This is a genomic window from Nonomuraea sp. NPDC003707, assembly GCF_053587055.1.
Window position 1 is genome coordinate 1 of sequence record NZ_JBSFNK010000036.1, and the last position, 19,027, is coordinate 19,027.

Here is a 19,027-nt window from a genome sequence, read left to right on the forward strand (position 1 = left end):
CACTTGCCGGCGGCCGCGCCGCGCACCGGCCCGGCGTAGTACTCGAAGCTGCCGGTGTCGGTGGCCCGGGCCTTGCCCGCGACCTCCAGATAGGCGGCGGTGGCGGTGGCCTTGCCGAGCGAGGCCTTCTTGATCGTGGCGACGCAGTTGTTGCCGTTGGCGGAGTTGAAGGTCAGGTAGACCGTGCCGCTGGAGCCGAGGGCCGCCGAATCGATCACCTTGTAGCCGGCGCCGCAGACGGACTCGGCGGTGTGCGGGTTGCCGGGGCTGCCGCCGCCGCACTTGTTCTTGGAGGTCACGCTGGCGTTCGGGTAGCCGAAGGTGGCGCCGTTGAAGACGGCCTTGCGGATGTTGCTCGGGTAGCTGGTGCCCTGGCGGACCTCGAAGTGGAGGTGCGGGCTGATGTTGTTGCCGGGCTTGCTGGTGTTGCCGACCGTGCCGATCTTCTGGCCCTGGGTGACCTGGGCGCCGGCGGAGACCGAACGGACGGTCAGGTGCGCGTAGTACGTGGTCCAGCCGCCACCGTGGTCGATCTTGACCAGGTTGCCGTAACCGTTGGTGGAGCCCTGGTGGGCCGAGATGACCACGGTGCCGGCCGCGGCGGCGACCACGGTGTCGCCACGGTCGGCGTCGGCGGTGCTGCCCCGGTTGAAGTCGATCTCGTACGACTTGTGCGCGCTGCTCCCGCTGGAGTTGCCCGTCCACGTCTGACCACAGGGGAACGGCAGCTGCATGGCCGGCGCCGCCAGCGTGGACACCGGCGGGACGTCCACCTGGTTGTCCGGGTTGCCCATCTCCCCCTCGTCCTCCTTCGACGAGGACGTCGGAGTCGGCGTCGGCGTCGGAGCGGCCCAGGCCGTCGCGATCGGGCCGGTCGTGAGGCTGAAGAGCAGGGCGAGCCCGGCCGTAAGCACCCCTCTGGTTCTCATGCGGATACCTTTCTGCGCGCACCGGAGGGCCGATGCCCCGGACGGTGCGCGAAATCTTGACTGTTGACTTTGCGTAGCGCCCTTGCCGGTGATCAAGATTGGGAGCCCTACGTACAAAGAACATCCAAAAGAGCTACAAAGGCCCTCCCACCTTGGACGCTTCGCTCAACGGGGGGCCCGCACGAGGTCCGGCTCAGGGAAACGCGCGGTCATGGTGGTTGAACGGTCCGTAATCAAGGCCTCGGGCCGTCACCTGTCCGGGGCGGCCACGAACGGCTCACGACGGAGTAACCCTCACTGCCACCAGCAGGACTGAACCTCGCCACTGCCGGAGTGGCGTCCCAGCGGAACCACGGCGAGTTCGGTCTCGTGGTCCAGCCGCTCGGTCGCGGCCGCGCGTTCGACGTCGTCGCCGGAGGAAGGGGAGCGGCGCGAGGGTCGCGTTGGTGTCCTGACGGCCCTGCGGATTCCGGGGGAGAGGGAATGAGTCTGGCTGCGGATTAAAAGCCGACAGTAATTATCCCGGGCCTGCCACAGGGTATTTAAAGCCGTGACCGAGCCGCTTCGTTGCGTAATATTCCGGCCCCTGGCCACGGACTCCGCACGAATCATCGACCTGAACATACGCCGCCGGGACCGGCTCGGTTAAGGGCGTTCCGGTCAACGTGGTGTCCCTATATCCAGCATTATTGGGTGGGGGCGGAGGTCCGGTCTCCTTCGACGTGTTCGACCAGGATGCGGGCCTGTAAGGCCTGGTCAGCGGCCACTTCAAGCCGCAGCGGGATGAGCCGTACGGCCTTTTGCGCGCTCATCTCGCCCGGCTTCGCACCGATTCCGGTTCGAGTTGAGTGACGACCGTGAGTGCTGTTACCTTCACACGGTGGACGACAGGCGTGCACGGGCGGAGATAATCGAGGACTTTGCGGCGACGCTGCGGGAGTTACGCAACGCGGTCGGCAACCCACCATTCCGTGAGATGTCCGGCCGGTCAGGGGCGATTTCTCACACGACGTTGCATGAAGCCACGAAGGGTAACCGGCTCCCGAGTTGGGAGACCACCGTCGAATTCGTCAAGGTGTGTAACGCGGACCCGGCCGCGTACCGCGAACTCTGGGAGAGAGCGAACCAGGCGGTCAGATCGACGAGCGCTGGGGATCCCGCGATCCGCGTGGACACCTCGGTGGACGGTCTGTCCGGTGGACTCGCAGTGTCCGCCACAGAGCTTCGTACGATGCAGGCGCCCCGGTTGGTCGGCGAGACCTCGGCATCCGTGCCTACGCCGCGGCCGCCGTCCGACGAGCTCGCGGGCAACATCCAGCCGCTGCTCCCCGCGCCGAGGAGCAGAGGACGATTACGGCTGACCAGCGCGGCCGCGTTCGCAGCAGCGGCTGTCATCGTGGGGGCGGCGGTCCTCGTCGTGGTCGTCGTCAATCGCGGCTCCGAGCCCGAGGGAAACAGCCCGAACCCGACCGGCAGCCCATCGATCGCCGCGCTGTCCCCAGCCGATTGCCCGGTGCGTTCGACCAACCCGCCTTGGTCCCCGCCGTTGTACAAGGGCGATGCGGCCGCGTTCATCGAGGACGTCACGCTGGCCGACTGCACGCGCGTCGGTCCCGGCAAGACCATGACCAAGGTATGGCGGCTCAAGAACGCCGGGACCGTGCCGTGGAAGGGATATTCGCTGCGGCGCCTCGACCCCACGCAGCAGGCTGACCATTGCCAGACCATCTCCGACGTGCCGATCAAGGACACGCAACCTGGCGAGACGGTCGACATCCGGACCGACATCACCACGCCCAAGAAGCCAGGCTTGTGCTACGTGCGATTCAAGATGGTGGACGCTTCGGGAGCGGTCGTGTTCCCCGGAAGCCGGCCGATCAACTTCCAGATCATCGTCGACGGACTCTGATTCCCCGACGTGCGTGGCACGCCGGGGAACCGGAGTCGGACGGTCTCAGGGGAGTCAGGAGCCGAGAACGATCCCTGTGTAGTAGTTCTGGAGGATCCTGGAGTAGCTCCAGCCCGCTCTGGCCTTATCGCGAGAGCCGTACTGCGACATCCAGTCGCCGTCGACCCAATTGCCGCACGCCGTCGTCGTGGAGCAGTACTGGGCCCGGAAGATCTTCCCGCTGCGGGTCAGCCGGGTGCCCCAGGTCGCGTCCACCGCGGCGCTCGTCACCGCCTTCGCGGAGCCGGGCTTGTACACCTGACTCGACGTGTGGTCGTAGACGTCGAAGCAGCGGCCGTCTGACGTCTTGCGGTTGGAGTGCAGCGCCCAGTACCAGCCGAAGTTCTTCACGGCCATCGCCCCGGCCTTGAGGGACTCGCTCGGCCAGCTCGTCACCCACTCGTTGGGCAGGACGTTCTTGACGTAGGTCTTGAACTCCACCCGCTCCACGCGATCGAGGGACTTCCGGTACACGAGGATCGTCGTGGGCAGCTTGGTGTCCGTGCCGTCGGTCTTGCACCCGGTCGGCGTCGGCGTTGTGGAGCTCAGGAACTGGTGCGAGGCGTTCTGGTTCTTGAGGGTGGCGTTCAGGTTGCCCTTGGCGCCTGCGGCGAAGTCCTGGTAGGTGCCGGTGTGGCCGCTGTTGAAGTAGACGCGGACGGTTTTGCTGCTGCGGTTCCAGACGGAGGCGGCGGCGTTCTTGATGCATTTGCCCTTGCCCTCGCCGGGGCCCTTGAAGTCGTAGCAGGTGGGCTGGGTGGTGGCGTAGTCGTCGATCGATCCGGTGAAGTCGGAGAGCGATCCCTGGTTGTTGCTGTTGAAGTAGTAGCAGAATTCGCCGGTGTCACAGACGCCGTCGCGGCTTGCGGCCGAGGCGGGCGATGCGGTGGCGAGGACCGTCCCGCCGAGCGCCATCACGGCGGTCGCCGCGGCCGCGAGCCGCGAGATCAGCCGGACAGTTCGTAAAGGCACAGTTGTCTTCCTCATCTTGTCGGTGGCCGCGGAGCGTTATCGGACGGTGTAGCCCTGGGAGTTCCAGAACGAGGTCGGGTTCGGGTTCTCCAGGTGCGGGTCGCCGACGCTCTTGGCCGCACGCGTCTGCTGTCCGAGACGCATCTCGACGTGGGTGTGCGCGGACGAACGGCTCGACACCCCGTGCCACGACTCGGTGGCGATGACCTGGCCACGGCTGACCTGCTGGCCCACGCGCAGGGAGGACGACGGAGCGGAGTGCAGGTAGATCACCGTCTTGTTCGCTGCGGCGTTGTAGACGGCGATCGTGGAAAGTCCGGCCCTGCCGGTGGAGCCGCGTACGACGTTGATGACCTTGCCGGCCACCAGGTTGTAAACATTCGAGCCGATGCCGCGGGCGATGTCGATGCCTTCGTGCCGGCCGGAGGTGGAGGTGTAACCGTCGAAGCCGCAGGTGATCGTGGCTGCGGCCTTGTACAGCGAGGTCGACATGTTGCTGCGCGACGGTGACGACGACGGGCTGAACTGGTGCGAGGCGTTCTGGTTCTTGAGGGTGGCGTTCAGGTTGCCCTTGGCGCCTGCGGCGAAGTCCTGGTAGGTGCCGGTGTGGCCGCTGTTGAAGTAGACGCGGACGGTTTTGCTGCTGCGGTTCCAGACGGAGGCGGCGGCGTTCTTGATGCATTTGCCCTTGCCCTCGCCGGGGCCCTTGAAGTCGTAGCAGGTGGGCTGGGTGGTGGCGTAGTCGTCGATCGATCCGGTGAAGTCGGAGAGCGATCCCTGGTTGTTGCTGTTGAAGTAGTAGCAGAATTCGCCGGTGTCACAGACGCCGTCGCGGCTTGCGGCCGAGGCGGGCGATGCGGTGGCGAGGACCGTCCCGCTGAGTGCCATCGCTGCGGTCGTCGCGGTGAGGATCCTGGCGAGCGTTCTCATGTGCTGTTCCTTTTCTATGTGCGGAGTCTGGGTTTCGGATTTGGAGGAGTCAGCGGCGCTGGTACTCCTCCCAGGTACGGATGGTCACCTTCGGGCCGTCGTCCGGGCCGCGGCCGGCGAGCCCGTTCAGGCCGAGGTAGTAGTCACCGATCTGGTGCTGGGCCTGGCCGGAGAGGCTGGTGTCGTTGATGGCGGTGGCGTGGATGTGCCACGGCCAGTCGTCCTGCTGGGGGTTACGCAGCCATGCGGCGAAGCCGACGAGGCGCAACGCGCGGACGGCCGCGGTGCGGGTGGCGGAATTCATCCCCTTGACCGAGATGTCGACGACGCCCCCGCCGTCGTGGGTGCCCGCGGATGTGGGGTCGCCGCCGGGGTTGTACGAGCCCTGATCCAGCTTGAGGTCGCGACCGAGCAGCCGCTTGGCCTCCGCCAGCATGTTTCGTGTGCGAGCGTTGATGACGAAACCGCCGGTGGACACCCGGGCGCCCGGGTCGATGACGCCGGTGACCTTGAAGCGGCCGGCACCGAGCTTGGTGAGCGACGTCTTGCCCGGCAGGCCGTTGGCGTCGAGACCACTGAGGCCGAGCGACTTCTGGTACTTCGCGTAGGCGGTGACCGTCGTGGAGCCGAAGTAGCCGTCCACCCACTTCGCGTCGAGAAAGCGTCCGTCACGCAGCGCCTCCTCGACGAGGAGCACGCTGGCCTTGGCGCCCGGAGTCAGCGTATTGTCGGGCCGCCGCGGGTCGATCTGGGCCGCCTTGACGGTGGCTTCCATGTTCACGCTCGGAAGGGCCTCAGCGTCAGCCGTCTGTGTCGCCGCCGACGCCTCGTACACTCCCGTCAGCGAAGTGAACAGGACGGCCGCCATGAGGGCGGCGGCGCGTGAGGGCAGCTTCATCGTTACTCCTGGTTCAGGGGCTGGGGCGAATCCGGTCTGGCGGGATCCAACGTTCCGGTTCGCTCGCGTGTCCGGAAGAAGATCGGTGTTGTCAGCCTGTTCGACGGGCATTTCCGTACGGGCGTACGCGCCGTTTGACAGGTGATCCGATGGCGAGAAAGGCCAGCTCAGGCCGGGTTGTAAGGCGGTACATGGGCTCACGTACGGCGAAGATTGTCTGAGGCGGCCACTTACGCGGGCGGCTCGGTTCCCGAACGCTCCGCGGGTCCCCGTTGCCGCCCGCCCAAAGCCTTCGGCCGCTCGGAGAAGTCCCCGACCTGCCCGCTACCGCCGGTATTTGTTGGGCATAGGGTGGGCGCCATGGGGCTGCAGTTCGTTCAGGTGAATTTCAAGGCTCGGGATGACTCGGCGCTCGGCCGGTTCTGGGCGGAGGCGCTCGGCTGGGGTGTTTCCAGCGAGGGACCCGGTGTGACCAACGTCGAGCCCATGGGTTTCGTCTGGCCGGACCCCACCGCCGTCTGCGTCGATGTCGTCACCGTCCCGGACCCCGAATCGGTGAAGTACCGCGTGCACATCGATCTCGCCACCACCTCTGCTGCCCATCAGGCGGAGTTGGTCGCGCGCCTGAAGGAGCTCGGTGCGACGCCCGCCGATGTGGGCCAGGGTGACGTCCCGTGGACGGTGCTGGCCGACCCGGAGGGCAACGTGTTCTGCGTGCTGGAGCCTCGGGAGATCTACCGGGACACCGGGCCGATCGCCACGGTGGTGGTCGACTGCGCGGACCCGCGGGCCATGGCCCGGTTCTGGGGCGAGGCGATGGACTGGACCGTGCACGAGGTGACCGACGATCACGCGCGGTTGCGCTCCGCCAAGGGTGTCGGGCCGTATCTTGAGTTCCTCCGCACAGCGCCCGGTGCGAAGACCGTGTGGAACCGCGTCCACCTCGACCTGCTGCCGTACCGCGGTGAGGATCAGGCGGCGGAGGTGGCCCGGCTGCAGACCCTCGGCGCGACGCTCGCCGACGTCGGCCAGGGCGACGTCCCGTGGATGGTCCTCGCCGACCCGGAGGGTAACGAGTTCTGCGTCCTCCGTCCGGCGGCAGCCTGACGCGAAGCCTGCGTGCCGGAGAGCGGCAAGTCGCTCGAACGTAATCGCGTCGGAGACCGGCCGGCTCTCAGGACGACACTCCGTAGCGGGTGGCGAGCGCGGTGGCGCGGTTACGCAGGGAGTCGCGCAACCACTGCGGGGACAGGGCTTCCGCGTTCGTGCTGAGCTGCCACAGCGCCCACTCGGCGTGTCTCGAATCTTGGAAGGCCACCTCCATCCGCAGCCAGCCGTCTGAGTCGGGTTCCTCGGCACGAACGGCCAGTGCGGTGCCCAGCAGGTCCTCCCGTCGCGCCGGGTTCACCCGTAGCAGCACGGTGACCTGGTCGCCGCCGGCCCGAAACCGCGTGCTGCGTTCCTGCCAGGCCCGGTCCAGATCGACCCGGTCCGGTCGCTGCGCGGGTTCGGCGAGTTCCTGGGCGGCCAGGACCCGGGACAGCCGGTAGGTGCGGTCCTCGCCAGACCTCGTGGCCAACAGGTAGCCCTGGTCGCGTACGGTGACCAGGCCGATCGGGTCCACCGTGCGCCACTTCGGGCTCTGGTCCACAGCCGCGTAGTGGATGCGCAGCTTGTGTCCGGCGAGCACCGCGCGCCGGACCTCGGCCACCACGGTGTCAGGCACCTCCTCGGCGACCAGCCGACGCGAGAGGAGGTCGGTCTCCGGATCGATGAGCAACCGCTCGGCCGCGCCGGCCGCGGTGTCCCGATAGCTTTCGGGCAGCGCGTCAACCACCTTGAGCATCGCCGAAGCGAGCGCCGAGCCGAGGCCGAACGCCTGCGCGCCGCGCCGCGATCCGGCGATCAGCAGGGCAAGGGCCTCGTCGTGGTTCAGCCCGGTGAGCTCGGTACGGAAACCGGGCAACAACGCGAAACCGCCGTGCCGGCCGCGTTCGGCGTAGACCGGGACACCGGCCGAGGACAGCGCCTCGATGTCGCGCAGCACGGTGCGGGTGGATACCTCCAGCTCGCGGGCCAGCGCGACCGCGGACAGCCGACCGTGCTGCCGCAGCAGCAGCACCAGCGAGACCAACCGGTCGGCACGCACACGGAAACATTACAAGCAATACACGACACAGGATGTCGTGATTTGTTGGGAGGCTCATCAGCGCGACCAGGAAGATGACGGCTACCGAGCCGATCTACGTGCATAAATCGAATGGAGCTGATGTGGCAATGGAGCGAACGGCGGTCAACCCGTGGGCGTGGTCGGTGGAGATGGGCTACAACCAGGGTGAGATCGTCTCCGGGCACACCCGGACCCTGTACTGCTCCGGGCAGACCGCGATGAGCGGCGAAGGCAGGCCCCAGCATGCCGAGGACATGGCGGCGCAGCTGGCGCTGAGCCTCGACAACCTGGAGGCCGTGCTCGGCGAGGCCGGCATGTCCCTCGCGAACCTCGTCCGGCTCAACGTCTACACCACCGACGTCGATCGGCTCTTCGAGCACTACGGCGTGCTGGCGTCGCGGTTGGGCGCCGCCGGGGTGGCGCCGTCCACCACGATGCTCGGGGTGACGCGGCTGGCGATCCCCGACCTGATGGTCGAGCTTGAGGGGACCGCCGTCGCGTGATGCGACCTCGCCGCCTCCGGCAGGGCCGCACTGCCGGAGGCGGCACGAGCTATTAGCAAGGTGGGTGATTTCCGGTGCTCAGAATGGTGACAATCGGCGTGTACGGCTTCGACGGCGCGTCCTTCCTGCACCGACTGCGGCACGCGGACGTCCGCCTGCTGCTCGATGTACGCCAGCGCCGCGGTGTCCGCGGACCCGAGTACGCCTGGGCGAACTCGCTCCGGCTGCAGGCGGCCCTCGCGCATGCCGGGATCACCTACGAGCACCACCTTGAGCTCGCCCCGACCACCGAGTTACGCCGGCTCCAGTACGCCGAGGACGACCGCCAAGGGGTCGGCAAGCGCTCGCGCCGCGAGCTCGCCGCCGAGTACACCCGCCGCTACATCACCGAGATCCTCGACCGCGCCGACCTCACGCCGATCGTGTCGGCGCTGCCGAGCAGCGGGACCGCGGCGCTGCTCTGTGTCGAGCGCGACGCCGAGGCCTGCCACCGCTCGTTGATCGCCCAGCGGCTGACCGAGCAGCACCGCGTCACGATCGAGCACCTGCGCCCGTTGTGACGCGTGCAGCGCGGGAGCGCCCGTACGATCATGACGCCGCGGAGTGGCTCACCTGCGCGGCGACGTCTCCGTCCGCGATCCACGCGCAGCCGCTGGCCGGGCTTCCGGCGAAGGCGATGACCGTGTCCAGCTGGTCACGGGTACGGGTCAACGCGGCGATCTGGGCATCGATACGATCACGCTCGGCGGCCAGCCGGGCACGCGATTCGGGGGTGCTGACCTTGGCATCGACGCAGGGCAGCAGCTCGGCGATGGTCCGGCTGGACAGGCCGGCGGAGTAGAGCATCTGGATCAGCTGAACGCGGTCGGCCGCCGCCTCATGATAGTGACGCTGTCCGGAGCCGCTCCGGCCCGCCTCCAGCAGCCCCTGCTCCTCGTAGTAACGCAAGGCCCGCACGCTGACGCCCGACCGCGCCGCCAACTCGCCGATACGCATCGTGACCTCCATCACAACACTTGCCTCTGACGTCAACGTCAGGTTTTAACCTATCCGATATGCAGATCAACGGAGCACATGTGCTGGTCACCGGCGCCAACCGGGGCCTGGGCCGGCAATTCGTCCTTTCCCTCCTCGACCGCGGCGCCGGCAAGGTGTACGCCACCGCCCGCCGTCCCGACCTCATCGACGTACCAGGAGTCATCCCGCTGCCCCTGGACATCACCGACCCGGCGTCGGTCGCCGCCGCGGCCGCCGCGGCATCCGACGTCAAGATCGTCATCAACAACGCGGGCATCTCCACCGGCGCGAACCTCGTCACCGGCGACCTCGACACGATCCGCCGCGAGATGGACACCCACTTCTACGGCACCCTCAACGTGATCCGCGCCTTCGCGCCCCAACTGGCCGACGGCGCGATCCTCAACGTCCTGTCGGCGATCTCGTGGCTCGCCTTCAACGGCGCGGGCGCCTACCACGCGGCCAAGGCCGCCGAGTGGGCGCTCACCAACAGCGTCCGCCTGGAGCTGGCCGACCAGCGCACTCTGGTGACGGGCCTGCACCTCGGCGCCGCGGACACCGACATGATGGCCTGGTACGACGGCGACAAGACCGCCCCCGAGACGATCGTCGCGGCAGCCCTCGACGGCATCGAGGCGCACCGGGCAGAGGTGCTCGCCGACGCCTGGAGCCACCAGGTGAAGGCGTGGCTGTCCGAGGACCCGAGCGTCATCTACCGGGAAGCCGCGGCCGCCCTCACGGCGTGACCTGTGGTGAGCTGATTCGCTCCAGCTCATGTCGGTAGGCGTCGAGGACGAGGCCGTGAAAATGGTGGACCGCGTGCTCGGACAACCCGGACTCCTGGGGGTTGTAGACGATCTTCCCCTGGGTGAAGGCAGGAGTGCGCATCCCGCGCTGGACGCTCTCCACCAAGGCGATGTCCTCCACCTGGAGAACCTCGTCGATGTAGCGGATGCTGTCCAGCTCGGCCTCGTTCGGCTCCGCGGTCTCCAGGTAGAAGTCCCAGATCTCGCGAGTGCGTTCCGGGCCGTCAGGGACGATCTGCAGCACCATGAAGTTTCCGCGGCCGGGATAGCGCAGCAGGCAGGTGTTGGGCCACAGCCACCAGACCGCGTGCTCGGTGACGGTCGCCCCCGACACGTCGTAGGCGGTGTTCTCCGCTTTCCCCGCCTGGGCCATATGACTGGAGTAGATCCCGTACGTGGTGACCTTGTAGGTGCTCATGTCGACCAGGGACACAAAGTCCTTGTGGGCCACGTGGCAGTGGTAGCACTCCAGGAAGTTGTCGACGACGTTCTTCCAGTTGGAGGCGATGTCGTAAGTGAGCCGGCGGGCGAGGGTCAGCTTGGCCACGTCCGGCGCCCGCGCTTCGATCTCCGCCCCCAGGCCTCCGGCCTGCTCCGGCAGCGGGGTCGCCCCGGGGTCGAGGTTGACGTAGACCATGCCGCCGAACTCGGCAACCTGGATCTGATCCAGGCACACCGCAGAGGGGTCGAAGCCCGGCATGGCACCAGTGTTGCGTGCTCGCCTCAGCCTGCCGGTCAGCTCGAAGTTCCAGGCGTGGTACGGGCACACGATGCTGCGCCGGACGCCGGAACCGGACAGTAGCTCGTGCGCCCGGTGCTTGCACACGTTGTAGAACGCCCGCAGCGTGCCGGCCTCGTCCCGGACGGCGACGATCGGCATGCCGGCCACCGTGCCCGTCACGTAGCCGCCTGCCTCCCGCAGCTTCTCCACATGGCACAGCCACTGCCACGTACGCGCGAAGATCGCCCGCTGGTCGACGTCGAACCACTTCACATCGGTGTAGGCGTCGGCATGCAAGGACATCGACAGCGCGGGATCCGGGTCGTATCCGGCCGAAATATGGTCGATTTCGGAGGCTGAGTCCGGGGTCACCGTACCTCCAATGCAGGCACCAAATGAGAGCCTAATGATCCTTCCGATGAGGATTCAAGGCTCCCAGCCCCGCAACGCCGACATCGTCGCGCGCCGGCCCTCGCACGCGTCGCAGACCACCCACACATCCGGCAGAAAGTGCATGTCAACCAGCTTGCGGCCATAACCGGTGCAGATCTCGCAGCGGCCACCACCCGCGGTGTTGAAGCTGAACCAGGAGGCATCGACCCCGCGCCCGCGCGCCGCACCGGTTTCGGCGAACAGCCTGCGGACGATGTCGAACGCCTTGCTGTAGGTAGCCGGGTTGGACCGCGGCGTCCGCCCGAGCGGTTCCTGATCGACGACGGCGACCCAGCCGAACCCCGCGAGGCCGGTCACCTCCCGCACCATGTCGGTCGCCGTCCCGTTCAGGGCGGCCTCCACGCTCGTCCCGAGCGCGCCGAGCAGGCTGCTCTTGCCGCTGCCGCTCACTCCGGTGAAGGCGACAAGCTGCCCTTTGGGGATGCTCACCGACACGTTGTTGGTACGAGCCCTCACCACCTCGATGGTCTCGACATCCCGTACGAATGCGGTCAACCTTCGTCCCCCTCGTGCGACGCCGCAGTGAGCTTGGCGATGTCGGGGGCGTAGGCGGTCATCCAGTGCGGGTGCAGCCGGTAGTAGACCACGTCGTTGTCCCAGTCGAAGGCGTCGTCGCCGTAGAAGTCCTTGAAGTACGCGAGCAGGTCCGGCCAGTCCGCGGCCGGCTCGCCGTTCTGGGAGTTGAGGATCTCCACCGTGCCGTGCGTGAACACGCCCAGGTCCTCCCCGCGCATGTGCGCGACGCTGACGGCGGGGCGGGCGGCCAGGTGGCGGGCCTTGGCGGCGCCGGGCGCCGTGCCGAAGTGCCACTTGCCGTGCAGGAAATGCCCGTCCGCGCCACTGATTCGCGGCTCGCCCTTGGCCGTCACGGTGGACAGGGCAAGGGTGCACATGCCGGTGAGGATCCCGGTGAGCTGCTCTGCGGTCAGTGTCCTCTCGGTGCTGATGATCGAACGGAGGTGCGAGGTGGAGCGGGAGAGGGAGGTGTCCAGGAGGGCCTGGAGCCTTTCGAGATCTTCTGGCGTTTCGCGCATCGAGGTCCTGTCTATCCGTGGGTCCGGTCCACATCTGCCGACCGGTGACACGATCCTCGACCAAAAACCCGACACCTTCTGTCGCATTTTCCGGCGTTCTGCGGACGCCATGTCATCCAGGTGCGCGGAGCAGCCGGACGGCGTCGGCGATGACCACGCCGTTCGCGTTGTTGCTCAGCTCGACCCTGCCCACCCCCTCGCTGATGCGGTACGTGCCGAGCGAGACCCAGGAACCGCCGCGCGGCTCCGTCGCTCCGCTCCTGCGCTGATCGACGCGTACGAGCGTTGTCCCACTGGCATGACGGACCGTGAAGGGAGCGTTGCTCGCGCGGTTCTCGTGCGCGGTGTACGAGACCTGTACCTCGTAGTCGCCGGTGAGCGGGACCACGGGCCGCCACCGGACGACGTGCCCGCCCGTACCGGCGGGGGCGTAGTGGTAGTTGCCGCCCCGGTAGCCGGGCACGCTCGAGCTGGCAGACCAGGTGCCGCTGATGATTTCGTAGCCGAGTTCGTCGTTGTCGACCACCGCCTCTTCCCGTACGTCGGGTTGGGAGAGCGCGTCGATCAGGCTCAGCGTGTCCAGCGAGACCAGCCTGCCGCCGCCGCGGCCCACCCCGGAAGCGGTGAACCGGATCTTGTGCGAGCCGGCCGTCAGATCGAGGCTGCCGAGTTGCGCGACGTCGTGGCCGTCAGCCCGGTCGGCGGTGGTGTCCACCAGCGCGGCCCGGGGTTTGACGCCGTCGACCGAGACGGTGACCAGGCCTCCGTCAGCGGTACGGAAGTAGCGCAGCAGCAGCTCATAGGTTCCCGGTGCCGGGACGTTCACGGTGTATTCGAAGTACGTGCCGGTCTGGGAAGTGGTGAACACCACCCGTTTCCCGCCGCGGGCCAAGGGGTCCTGGACGGCGGACATGGTGCCGCCGGACGTGGCGGCGCCGGTGGTGAGGTCGATGAGACGTTCGGAGTAGCCGGGGCCGTCGGACAGGCTGTCGCGGCCGCCGCTCAGCCATTCGAGCGAGAACCGGCTCATGACCACGCGGCGGGGGAAGCTCGGGTCGTCGCCGTCACGGCCGTAGAGGAGCAGGATCCTGCCGTCGGTGAGCCGGCCGAGTTCGGAGTAGTACGACCGGCCCTCGTTGATCACCCGGCTGTAGCGGAAGGAGTGCGCGTCGTCGTAGCTGATCGACACGGTCAGGTTGGTACGAACGGGGGAGTCGGGGCGGCTGAACAACACCCGGCTCACTTCGGACGTGCCCGGCCCGCCCGTGTAGCGCAGCAGGCTGGCGTCCACGGCGTTGAACGTACCGGTGGCCCCGTCGAGCTGCGGCGGCGACCAGCTGAGCCCACGATCGGCGCTGACCGACACGATCCGCTGCCGGTTGCCGCCCGCGGCGGCCCGGCCGTTGATCAGCACCGTGCCGTCGGACCTCTGGATCAGCCTGGCCTCGTTGATGGGATAGGCGGCGGAGACCGGCACCTCCCCGGTGGCGTGCCAGGTCCGGCCGTGGTCGTCGCTGTAGATCGACGCCACGCCGTAGCGGCGTTCGGCGACGGTGTTGCCGGTGACCTCGCGGCGGTGGGCGCAGTTGAGCAGCAGCCGGCCGTTGTCCAGCTGGATGCCGTGTCCGGGGCCGGGGCCGTGCAGCGTCCATTCGTAGGGGAACTGGCTGAACAGGCCTGACATATCGCGCGGCGCGCTCCAGGTGAGACCGCCGTCTGCGCTGGAGATCATGAAGAGGTCGCCCTTGTCGCCGGAGCAGCCGGTGTTCTCCGGCAGCCGGGTGGAGAGCATGTAGAACAGGAAGATGCCGCCGGTGAGCCGGTCGACCACGAAGGTCGGGTTCCCCCACGACTGGCCTCCGACCGAGGCGACCAGCGTTCGGGTCGGCTGCCAGGTGTCGCCGCCGTCGGGGCTACGGCGGACGAGCAGGTCTCGGGGGCCCGCGTCGCACACCTCGTGGCGGCCTTCCGTGATGACCAGGATGGTGTCGTCCGGCAGCACGGCCAGCCCGTGGACGTGGTAGCTCTCCAGCGGATCCACGGTGTTGTCCCACAGCGTCGTCTCGTCGAAGGCCGTGCTGTCGGACAGTGTCGCCTGCCGCCGGGACGTCGTCGCGTCCGCGGACAAGGCGGGACCGAGTGCGACGGTCAACGAGGCCGCGGCGACTCCGAGGCCGAAGGCTCTGCGCCCGATGAGGGGGTGATGGGGATCTGGCTGTGGCATGTGCTGCCTCCGGAGTGGGGGGTGGGGGCCGGCGATCCGTCACGAGCAGGTACGGGGGCGGGAGCCTGAGGTTCGCCGCGCGTCCGCGGAGATCATCTCACCGGAGGGACGAGATGACGATCACAACGGCGCTGCCGACGAGCATGGTGTCGGCTGTCGCTGATCAGGCGACGGGGGCCGCGTCCCAGACAGGACGCAGCACCACGGCGACCTGCGGGGCCTGCCGGACTCCGGCGTGGTAGACAGGCGTCCATGCCTCCCGGTTTCCGAGGTCGGGGCCGAACGCCGCCAACGCCTCGGCATCCGGGCCGATGCGCACGTCCCGAGGGTCGCTCGCCGGGAAACGGTCGGCCATCGGCTCGATGAAAACGCGGGTCACGGCGGTGGCGGCGAGGTCGGCGTTCACGCCGTTGCGCAGAGCGCCGTCCATGTAGCGGCGGCCGTTGACGGTGATCGGAGCGACCGTTCCGGGAAACGCGGAGCTCGACGCCGCGGCCTCGACCAGGGTCGCCTCGCCGTCGCGGTCCCATACCTTCGGTTCGCCGGTCTCGGCATCCACCGCGGTGATCAGCAAGGGGCGGTCGGGCCACTTCTCGGTCTCGACCAGGGAGGAAATCCCGGTCAGGTGTCCGTCTTCGGACGGGGCCTCGGCAGCGAGCGCGATGCGCCCGGCTCGACGGCGTTTGTCATCCGGTTCCAGGGTCGGGTCGACCAGCGTGGCGAACGCCTGTGACATCGCGGCCAGGTCCGGTGGCCCGGAACGTCCGGCGCCCGTGGACGGCAGCGTCTCCACATCGGCCAGGGCCCGGCCGGTGGTGAGCATGGCCGCGACGATCGCGCCGGCAGAGGTGCCCACGATGAGGTCGGCCTCGGCGAGGTCGATGCCCTCGCGGCGCAGCCCTGCGGCGAGGCCCGACAGCCACGCCGTGCCGACAAGTCCGCCGGCACCGAGGACCAGCGCTTTTCCGTACTGAAGAGAGGTCATGCCGTCATCGTGTCCCCTCAACCTTGCTTGAGGTCAACGCGCCAGGCGGCTCCGGTGGCGCCGACCCTGTACCGCGTTCAAACGGCCGGCAGACTCCCCTCGATCACCCTTCTGCGCGCTCAGGCGTGAGATCGCGGTCGGCCAGCAGGCTGACGGCGACGGTGTTGCCCAGATGGGCGTGGGCGCGGAGCACGGTGACGGCCTCCTCCTCCCGCCCCAGCATCGTCAGGAGACGGCTGAGCAACGGCAGGACGGCATACGCTTCGACGGATTGAACCGCTGGGACAGCGTGGTGCAGGAGCAGGGTGACCGCATCCTCCAACCGCCCCTGTCGGGCAAGCAGTCGGGCGAGGCTGTGGGCCGCGTGCGGGTCGCCTGCCGTGGCGCGGGCCCGCAGTTCTTCCACGCGCCCCTGTTCGGCCAGCAGTCGGGCCAGCCGGTCGCCGGCGGCCCAGTCGCCCTGGTCGGCGTGGGGGCGCAGCAGGGTGATGGCGTCCTCCACGCAGCTCTGCAGGGCGAGCCGGAAGGCGGCGTCGGGGTCGCCTGCTGTGGCGCGGGCCTGCAGTTCTTCTTCGCGGCCCTGTTCGGCGAGCAGTTTGGCCAGTTGGTTGCCGGCGGCCCGGTCGCCTTGGTCGGCACGGACGCGCAGCTCTTCGGTCCGGCCCTGCTGAGCCAGCAGCTCGGCCATCATGAGAGTCCAGTTGTCGTCCTGGTCGGGGTGGGCGTTGAGCAGGTCGATGGCCTCCTGAGCACCATCGTGGCGGGCGAGGAGCCGAGCCAGCTGCGGGGCGGCGCCTCGGTCCGTGTGGGGACGGAGTACGGTGATGGCCTCCTCGATCCGGCCCTGTCGTTCCAGCCGGTAGGCCAGTATCGCGACGGCATGCCCGTCGCCCGCGTCGGCACGGGTGCGCAGTTCCTCGACGCGGTCGTGCTCGGCCAGCAAGGCGGCCAGTTTCAGGCTGGCCGACGCGGCGGTGCCGGAGGTGTCGTGGTCGGCCCAGGCGCCGAGCATGGTGATGGCCTCATCAAGCCGGTCCTCTTCGACCAGCCGGTCGGCGATGCGTCCAAGCGCGCCCGCGTCACCTTGGCGGGCGCAGGCATACAGGTGCTGGGTGTACGGGGTGGCGGCGAGGTGGTGTTGAAGCAAGGCGTGGCGAAATTGCCAGGCAGTTCCAGATTGGCGCAATGTTTGGCGTTGGTGCTGGTCTTCGAGGAATGTCCACAGTCTCCAGGGGAGTCGGCCCTTGGCGGCAAGACGAAGATGGGTGATCTTGTAATCGATCCAGGTCCACAGGCCCGCACCGCAGGCTGCGACCCATCCGTAGACGGCGGCCGCGGTGACGGCGGGGATCCAGAGGGTTGATGCTGGGGCGAGCACTGCGACAGAGGCGGTGAACACCAATGCGCCAGTGATGCCGTGCTGGGCGGCGGCGATGGCGGTGGCGTGGTGATTGGCGTTCAGCGTGGCGCGTGGAGTGGTGCCCCGAGGCCGGGTCCTGGAGGGCAGGGTGGGCATGACCACCGCGAGTAGCCCGGTGACCAGGGCACCGGCCGCTCCGATCAGCGGATTGCCGAGAATGACCCCGGTCAGCAGCCCCGGCGCGACACCGAATCCGGCCCGCAGCGCCAGGACCCGGCGACGACGTTCGCGAGCCAGCGAGTAGGAGGTGGGGGTGTACGCCGGGTAGGCGTGGGGCCACAGCGGCCGCAGCAGGCCCGCCGCCGCGGCCAAGGCCGCGGCGGACACGGTGAGCGCTGCTGCGCCCCCCGACACGGGCCCGGCCGCGGCACTGACACCGGCACCCACGCCGACTGCGACAGCCAGCACCGTGCGGGTCCTGATCACCTCCGCCTTGAAGGTGAAGAGGTCGGGGGACAACTGCCACCACACCAGTTCCGTCCTGCCCACCAGCTGCAGGTGCAGGGCCAGGCAGCCGAGCCAGCGCTGGGCGGCGGCGGGACTGTAGCGGCGCACCGGCCGGCCTTCGGGCGGCGTCGGCCGGTCGGGGTCATGAACGCTGGTCACGAACGTGTCCAGAAGCGTCGCGGCGATGGCGTCCTGGCTGTCGAGGCGCGTCAAGGCGATGGGGTCGGTGTTCGAGGGCCTGTAGGCGGTACGGGCCAGTGAGACCATCAACGGCGTGGACAACACCCGCGCCAGCGGGCCCTCGCTGTCGTGGCGGAGGTGGGTGAAAACCGGTTCCCAGCGGTGCCGGAACGGTTCGGGGTGGGACAGGAACGCGATCGCCTGTTCCACATCGACCGGCATGATCTCCACGACCGCGGCCCGGGAGATGATCGAACGACTGGCGTCCACGGCTCGCTGGTATTCGCGGGCCCGGCAGGTCACCACCAGCGGCCGTCCTGTCGCGGCGAACTCATCCAGCCTCCGCAGCGCCCGCTCCTGCGACTCGGCCGGGAGCTCGTCCAGTCCATCCAGCACCAGCAGTATCCGGCCTTCGCTCATCAGCAGCTCCGCCACGCAGCGGCCCTCCGACAAATCGGCCGGCATCGGATAATCCTCAGCTATCCGCCGAGCCGCGAACCGGCGTACCGACTCGTCCTGCGGGTTCCAGGAAGTGATCGACAGGAGCACCGGCACCGGGTCGTCCCCCACTGACCGCTCGATCAGCCCGAGGGTGAGCAGCATCGCCAGGACGCTCTTGCCCGCGCCCGCCTCTCCGAGCACCACCAACTGCCGATGGGGCAGCTCGCAGAACTTCTCGACGACCTGCGTGACGTCGCCTTCCAACGGCCTGTCCTGCCACGTGGATTCCGGCTCGTCCAGCACCACCTGACGCGTCTCCGCGACCTGCCGGTCGGTCGAGGACCACCGCACCCGCAACGGCACCGGCTGCCGAACGCCCCGCAGCACCGTCTCGTGCTCCCACTGCTCCCGGACCATCCGCCGCAAACCCGCCGCAGCGCTGCGCATCGCCGCCTCCCGGCTCTGCGGCACAGCGCGCGACTGCACGATCTGCGACGCGGTGGCGACCACGACCAGCACGCCGGTCAACACCCACGTGGCCGGCGTCCACCACCAAGCCTTCACCTCAACGGTGCCGGTCGCCAGATTCCCCACCAGCCCGATCCCGACCGGCACCACCGCGAGCGCGACCGGCGACACCACCCAGCGGCCCCGACCTCCACTGCCCATGCTGCCAGCATCGCTACCAGGCGTCACCAAGGCAACACTCAGCGGAAAACCACGGTCCGAAGGGTCAGGAGATCTCCGCGATCAGATCCCCTTCATCCAGGACGTCGCCTTCGCTGACGGGCAGCGCGGTGACGACGCCGGACGTCTCGGCCTCGACAGGGATCTCCATCTTCATGGATTCGAGGATCACCAGCGTGTCGCCGGCGGCGACGCTGTCGCCCGTGGAGACGAGCACCTTCCAGACGTTGGCCGCCAGGTCGGACGTGATCTGCCGGCCCAT

Annotated in this window: 19 protein-coding genes; 5 read left to right on the top strand and 14 right to left on the bottom strand. The window is 68.4% G+C overall.

Annotation, left to right across the window (positions count from 1 at the left end):
• Positions 1-929, bottom strand: a 929-nt coding sequence (locus tag ACWDRB_RS53280) for a M23 family metallopeptidase (RefSeq protein ID WP_449908126.1), incomplete at its 3' end; no start/stop codon positions are given.
• 686 nt (positions 930-1,615) lie between these two features.
• On the bottom strand, positions 1,616-1,741 hold the full coding sequence (locus ACWDRB_RS53285) for a hypothetical protein (protein ID WP_449908128.1): 126 nt from the start codon (positions 1,739-1,741) through the stop codon (positions 1,616-1,618).
• Positions 1,742-1,809: 68 nt separating this feature from the next.
• Between ACWDRB_RS53285 and ACWDRB_RS53290 the strand changes: the two genes are divergently transcribed.
• Positions 1,810-2,838, top strand: a complete 1,029-nt coding sequence (locus ACWDRB_RS53290; protein ID WP_449908130.1) for an NBR1-Ig-like domain-containing protein — start codon at positions 1,810-1,812, stop codon at positions 2,836-2,838.
• A 54-nt stretch (positions 2,839-2,892) separates the two neighbouring features.
• On the opposite strand, the gene ACWDRB_RS53295 is transcribed toward ACWDRB_RS53290, so the two are convergent.
• Genes ACWDRB_RS53295 through ACWDRB_RS53305 form a run of 3 tightly spaced genes read right to left on the bottom strand, consistent with a single transcriptional unit; the run spans position 2,893 to position 5,677 of the window.
• Entirely contained in the window at positions 2,893-3,849 is a 957-nt protein-coding gene (locus tag ACWDRB_RS53295) for a SpoIID/LytB domain-containing protein (RefSeq protein ID WP_449908132.1), read from the bottom strand.
• A gap of 36 nt (positions 3,850-3,885) precedes the next feature.
• On the bottom strand, positions 3,886-4,779 hold the full coding sequence (locus tag ACWDRB_RS53300) for a peptidase inhibitor family I36 protein (protein ID WP_449908134.1): 894 nt from the start codon (positions 4,777-4,779) through the stop codon (positions 3,886-3,888).
• A 49-nt stretch (positions 4,780-4,828) separates the two neighbouring features.
• Entirely contained in the window at positions 4,829-5,677 is an 849-nt protein-coding gene (locus tag ACWDRB_RS53305; protein WP_449908136.1) for a peptidoglycan-binding domain-containing protein, read from the bottom strand.
• A gap of 360 nt (positions 5,678-6,037) precedes the next feature.
• Between ACWDRB_RS53305 and ACWDRB_RS53310 the strand changes: the two genes are divergently transcribed.
• On the top strand, positions 6,038-6,784 hold the full coding sequence (locus tag ACWDRB_RS53310) for a VOC family protein (RefSeq protein ID WP_449908137.1): 747 nt from the start codon (positions 6,038-6,040) through the stop codon (positions 6,782-6,784).
• Between the two features lie 67 nt (positions 6,785-6,851).
• Here the strand turns inward: ACWDRB_RS53310 and ACWDRB_RS53315 are convergent, their stop codons facing one another.
• Entirely contained in the window at positions 6,852-7,826 is a 975-nt protein-coding gene (locus ACWDRB_RS53315; RefSeq protein WP_449908139.1) for a helix-turn-helix transcriptional regulator, read from the bottom strand.
• A 128-nt stretch (positions 7,827-7,954) separates the two neighbouring features.
• On the opposite strand from ACWDRB_RS53315, the gene ACWDRB_RS53320 reads away from it, so the two are divergent.
• Positions 7,955-8,350 carry a RidA family protein gene (locus ACWDRB_RS53320; RefSeq protein ID WP_449908315.1) on the top strand — a complete coding sequence of 132 codons (396 nt, stop codon included), beginning with the start codon at positions 7,955-7,957 and terminating at the stop codon, positions 8,348-8,350.
• Positions 8,351-8,433: 83 nt separating this feature from the next.
• Positions 8,434-8,910 carry a DUF488 family protein, N3 subclade gene (locus ACWDRB_RS53325; protein WP_449908141.1) on the top strand — a complete coding sequence of 159 codons (477 nt, stop codon included), beginning with the start codon at positions 8,434-8,436 and terminating at the stop codon, positions 8,908-8,910.
• Positions 8,911-8,938: 28 nt separating this feature from the next.
• Here the strand turns inward: ACWDRB_RS53325 and ACWDRB_RS53330 are convergent, their stop codons facing one another.
• On the bottom strand, positions 8,939-9,346 hold the full coding sequence (locus tag ACWDRB_RS53330; RefSeq protein ID WP_449908143.1) for a MerR family transcriptional regulator: 408 nt from the start codon (positions 9,344-9,346) through the stop codon (positions 8,939-8,941).
• Positions 9,347-9,405: 59 nt separating this feature from the next.
• On the opposite strand from ACWDRB_RS53330, the gene ACWDRB_RS53335 reads away from it, so the two are divergent.
• Positions 9,406-10,113 carry an SDR family oxidoreductase gene (locus tag ACWDRB_RS53335; protein ID WP_355207403.1) on the top strand — a complete coding sequence of 236 codons (708 nt, stop codon included), beginning with the start codon at positions 9,406-9,408 and terminating at the stop codon, positions 10,111-10,113.
• Here ACWDRB_RS53335 and ACWDRB_RS53340 read toward each other — a convergent pair.
• The 7 genes from ACWDRB_RS53340 to ACWDRB_RS53370 all read right to left on the bottom strand — a co-directional run bounded on the left by ACWDRB_RS53340 (position 10,103) and on the right by ACWDRB_RS53370 (position 19,027).
• Complete coding sequence (locus ACWDRB_RS53340; protein ID WP_449908145.1) at positions 10,103-11,266, bottom strand: aromatic ring-hydroxylating oxygenase subunit alpha; 1,164 nt, start codon at positions 11,264-11,266, stop codon at positions 10,103-10,105. The two genes, ACWDRB_RS53335 and ACWDRB_RS53340, sit on opposite strands and share 11 nt — an antisense overlap.
• 54 nt (positions 11,267-11,320) lie before the next feature.
• The gene (locus tag ACWDRB_RS53345) at positions 11,321-11,776 is read right to left on the bottom strand and encodes a hypothetical protein (RefSeq protein ID WP_449908147.1); all 456 of its coding nucleotides are present in this window, start codon (positions 11,774-11,776) and stop codon (positions 11,321-11,323) included.
• A gap of 62 nt (positions 11,777-11,838) precedes the next feature.
• Positions 11,839-12,381 (bottom strand): pyridoxamine 5'-phosphate oxidase family protein, encoded by a 543-nt coding sequence (locus ACWDRB_RS53350; protein ID WP_449908149.1) that lies wholly within the window; start codon positions 12,379-12,381, stop codon positions 11,839-11,841.
• Positions 12,382-12,493: 112 nt separating this feature from the next.
• Positions 12,494-14,605, bottom strand: coding sequence for a golvesin C-terminal-like domain-containing protein (locus ACWDRB_RS53355; protein ID WP_449908150.1), 2,112 nt, complete (start codon positions 14,603-14,605; stop codon positions 12,494-12,496).
• 163 nt (positions 14,606-14,768) lie between these two features.
• Positions 14,769-15,590, bottom strand: coding sequence for a patatin-like phospholipase family protein (locus ACWDRB_RS53360; RefSeq protein ID WP_449908152.1), 822 nt, complete (start codon positions 15,588-15,590; stop codon positions 14,769-14,771).
• Between the two features lie 103 nt (positions 15,591-15,693).
• Positions 15,694-18,747 (bottom strand): NACHT domain-containing protein, encoded by a 3,054-nt coding sequence (locus ACWDRB_RS53365; RefSeq protein ID WP_449908154.1) that lies wholly within the window; start codon positions 18,745-18,747, stop codon positions 15,694-15,696.
• A gap of 64 nt (positions 18,748-18,811) precedes the next feature.
• Entirely contained in the window at positions 18,812-19,027 is a 216-nt protein-coding gene (locus ACWDRB_RS53370; RefSeq protein WP_350737593.1) for a biotin/lipoyl-binding carrier protein, read from the bottom strand.

Excerpts from the sequence above, each read along its gene's own strand:
- ACWDRB_RS53305 (WP_449908136.1), bottom strand. The coding sequence starts at position 5,677 with ATGAAGCTGCCCTCACGCGCCGCCGCCCTCATGGCGGCCGTCCTGTTC.
- ACWDRB_RS53350 (WP_449908149.1), bottom strand. The coding sequence starts at position 12,381 with ATGCGCGAAACGCCAGAAGATCTCGAAAGGCTCCAGGCCCTCCTGGAC.
- ACWDRB_RS53300 (WP_449908134.1), bottom strand. The coding sequence starts at position 4,779 with ATGAGAACGCTCGCCAGGATCCTCACCGCGACGACCGCAGCGATGGCA.
- ACWDRB_RS53310 (WP_449908137.1), top strand. The coding sequence starts at position 6,038 with ATGGGGCTGCAGTTCGTTCAGGTGAATTTCAAGGCTCGGGATGACTCG.
- ACWDRB_RS53365 (WP_449908154.1), bottom strand. The coding sequence starts at position 18,747 with ATGGGCAGTGGAGGTCGGGGCCGCTGGGTGGTGTCGCCGGTCGCGCTC.
- ACWDRB_RS53335 (WP_355207403.1), top strand. The coding sequence starts at position 9,406 with ATGCAGATCAACGGAGCACATGTGCTGGTCACCGGCGCCAACCGGGGC.
- ACWDRB_RS53320 (WP_449908315.1), top strand. The coding sequence starts at position 7,955 with ATGGAGCGAACGGCGGTCAACCCGTGGGCGTGGTCGGTGGAGATGGGC.
- ACWDRB_RS53355 (WP_449908150.1), bottom strand. The coding sequence starts at position 14,605 with ATGCCACAGCCAGATCCCCATCACCCCCTCATCGGGCGCAGAGCCTTC.
- ACWDRB_RS53360 (WP_449908152.1), bottom strand. The coding sequence starts at position 15,590 with ATGACCTCTCTTCAGTACGGAAAAGCGCTGGTCCTCGGTGCCGGCGGA.
- ACWDRB_RS53285 (WP_449908128.1), bottom strand. The coding sequence starts at position 1,741 with ATGAGCGCGCAAAAGGCCGTACGGCTCATCCCGCTGCGGCTTGAAGTG.
- ACWDRB_RS53330 (WP_449908143.1), bottom strand. The coding sequence starts at position 9,346 with ATGCGTATCGGCGAGTTGGCGGCGCGGTCGGGCGTCAGCGTGCGGGCC.
- ACWDRB_RS53370 (WP_350737593.1), bottom strand. The coding sequence starts at position 19,027 with ATGGGCCGGCAGATCACGTCCGACCTGGCGGCCAACGTCTGGAAGGTG.
- ACWDRB_RS53325 (WP_449908141.1), top strand. The coding sequence starts at position 8,434 with ATGGTGACAATCGGCGTGTACGGCTTCGACGGCGCGTCCTTCCTGCAC.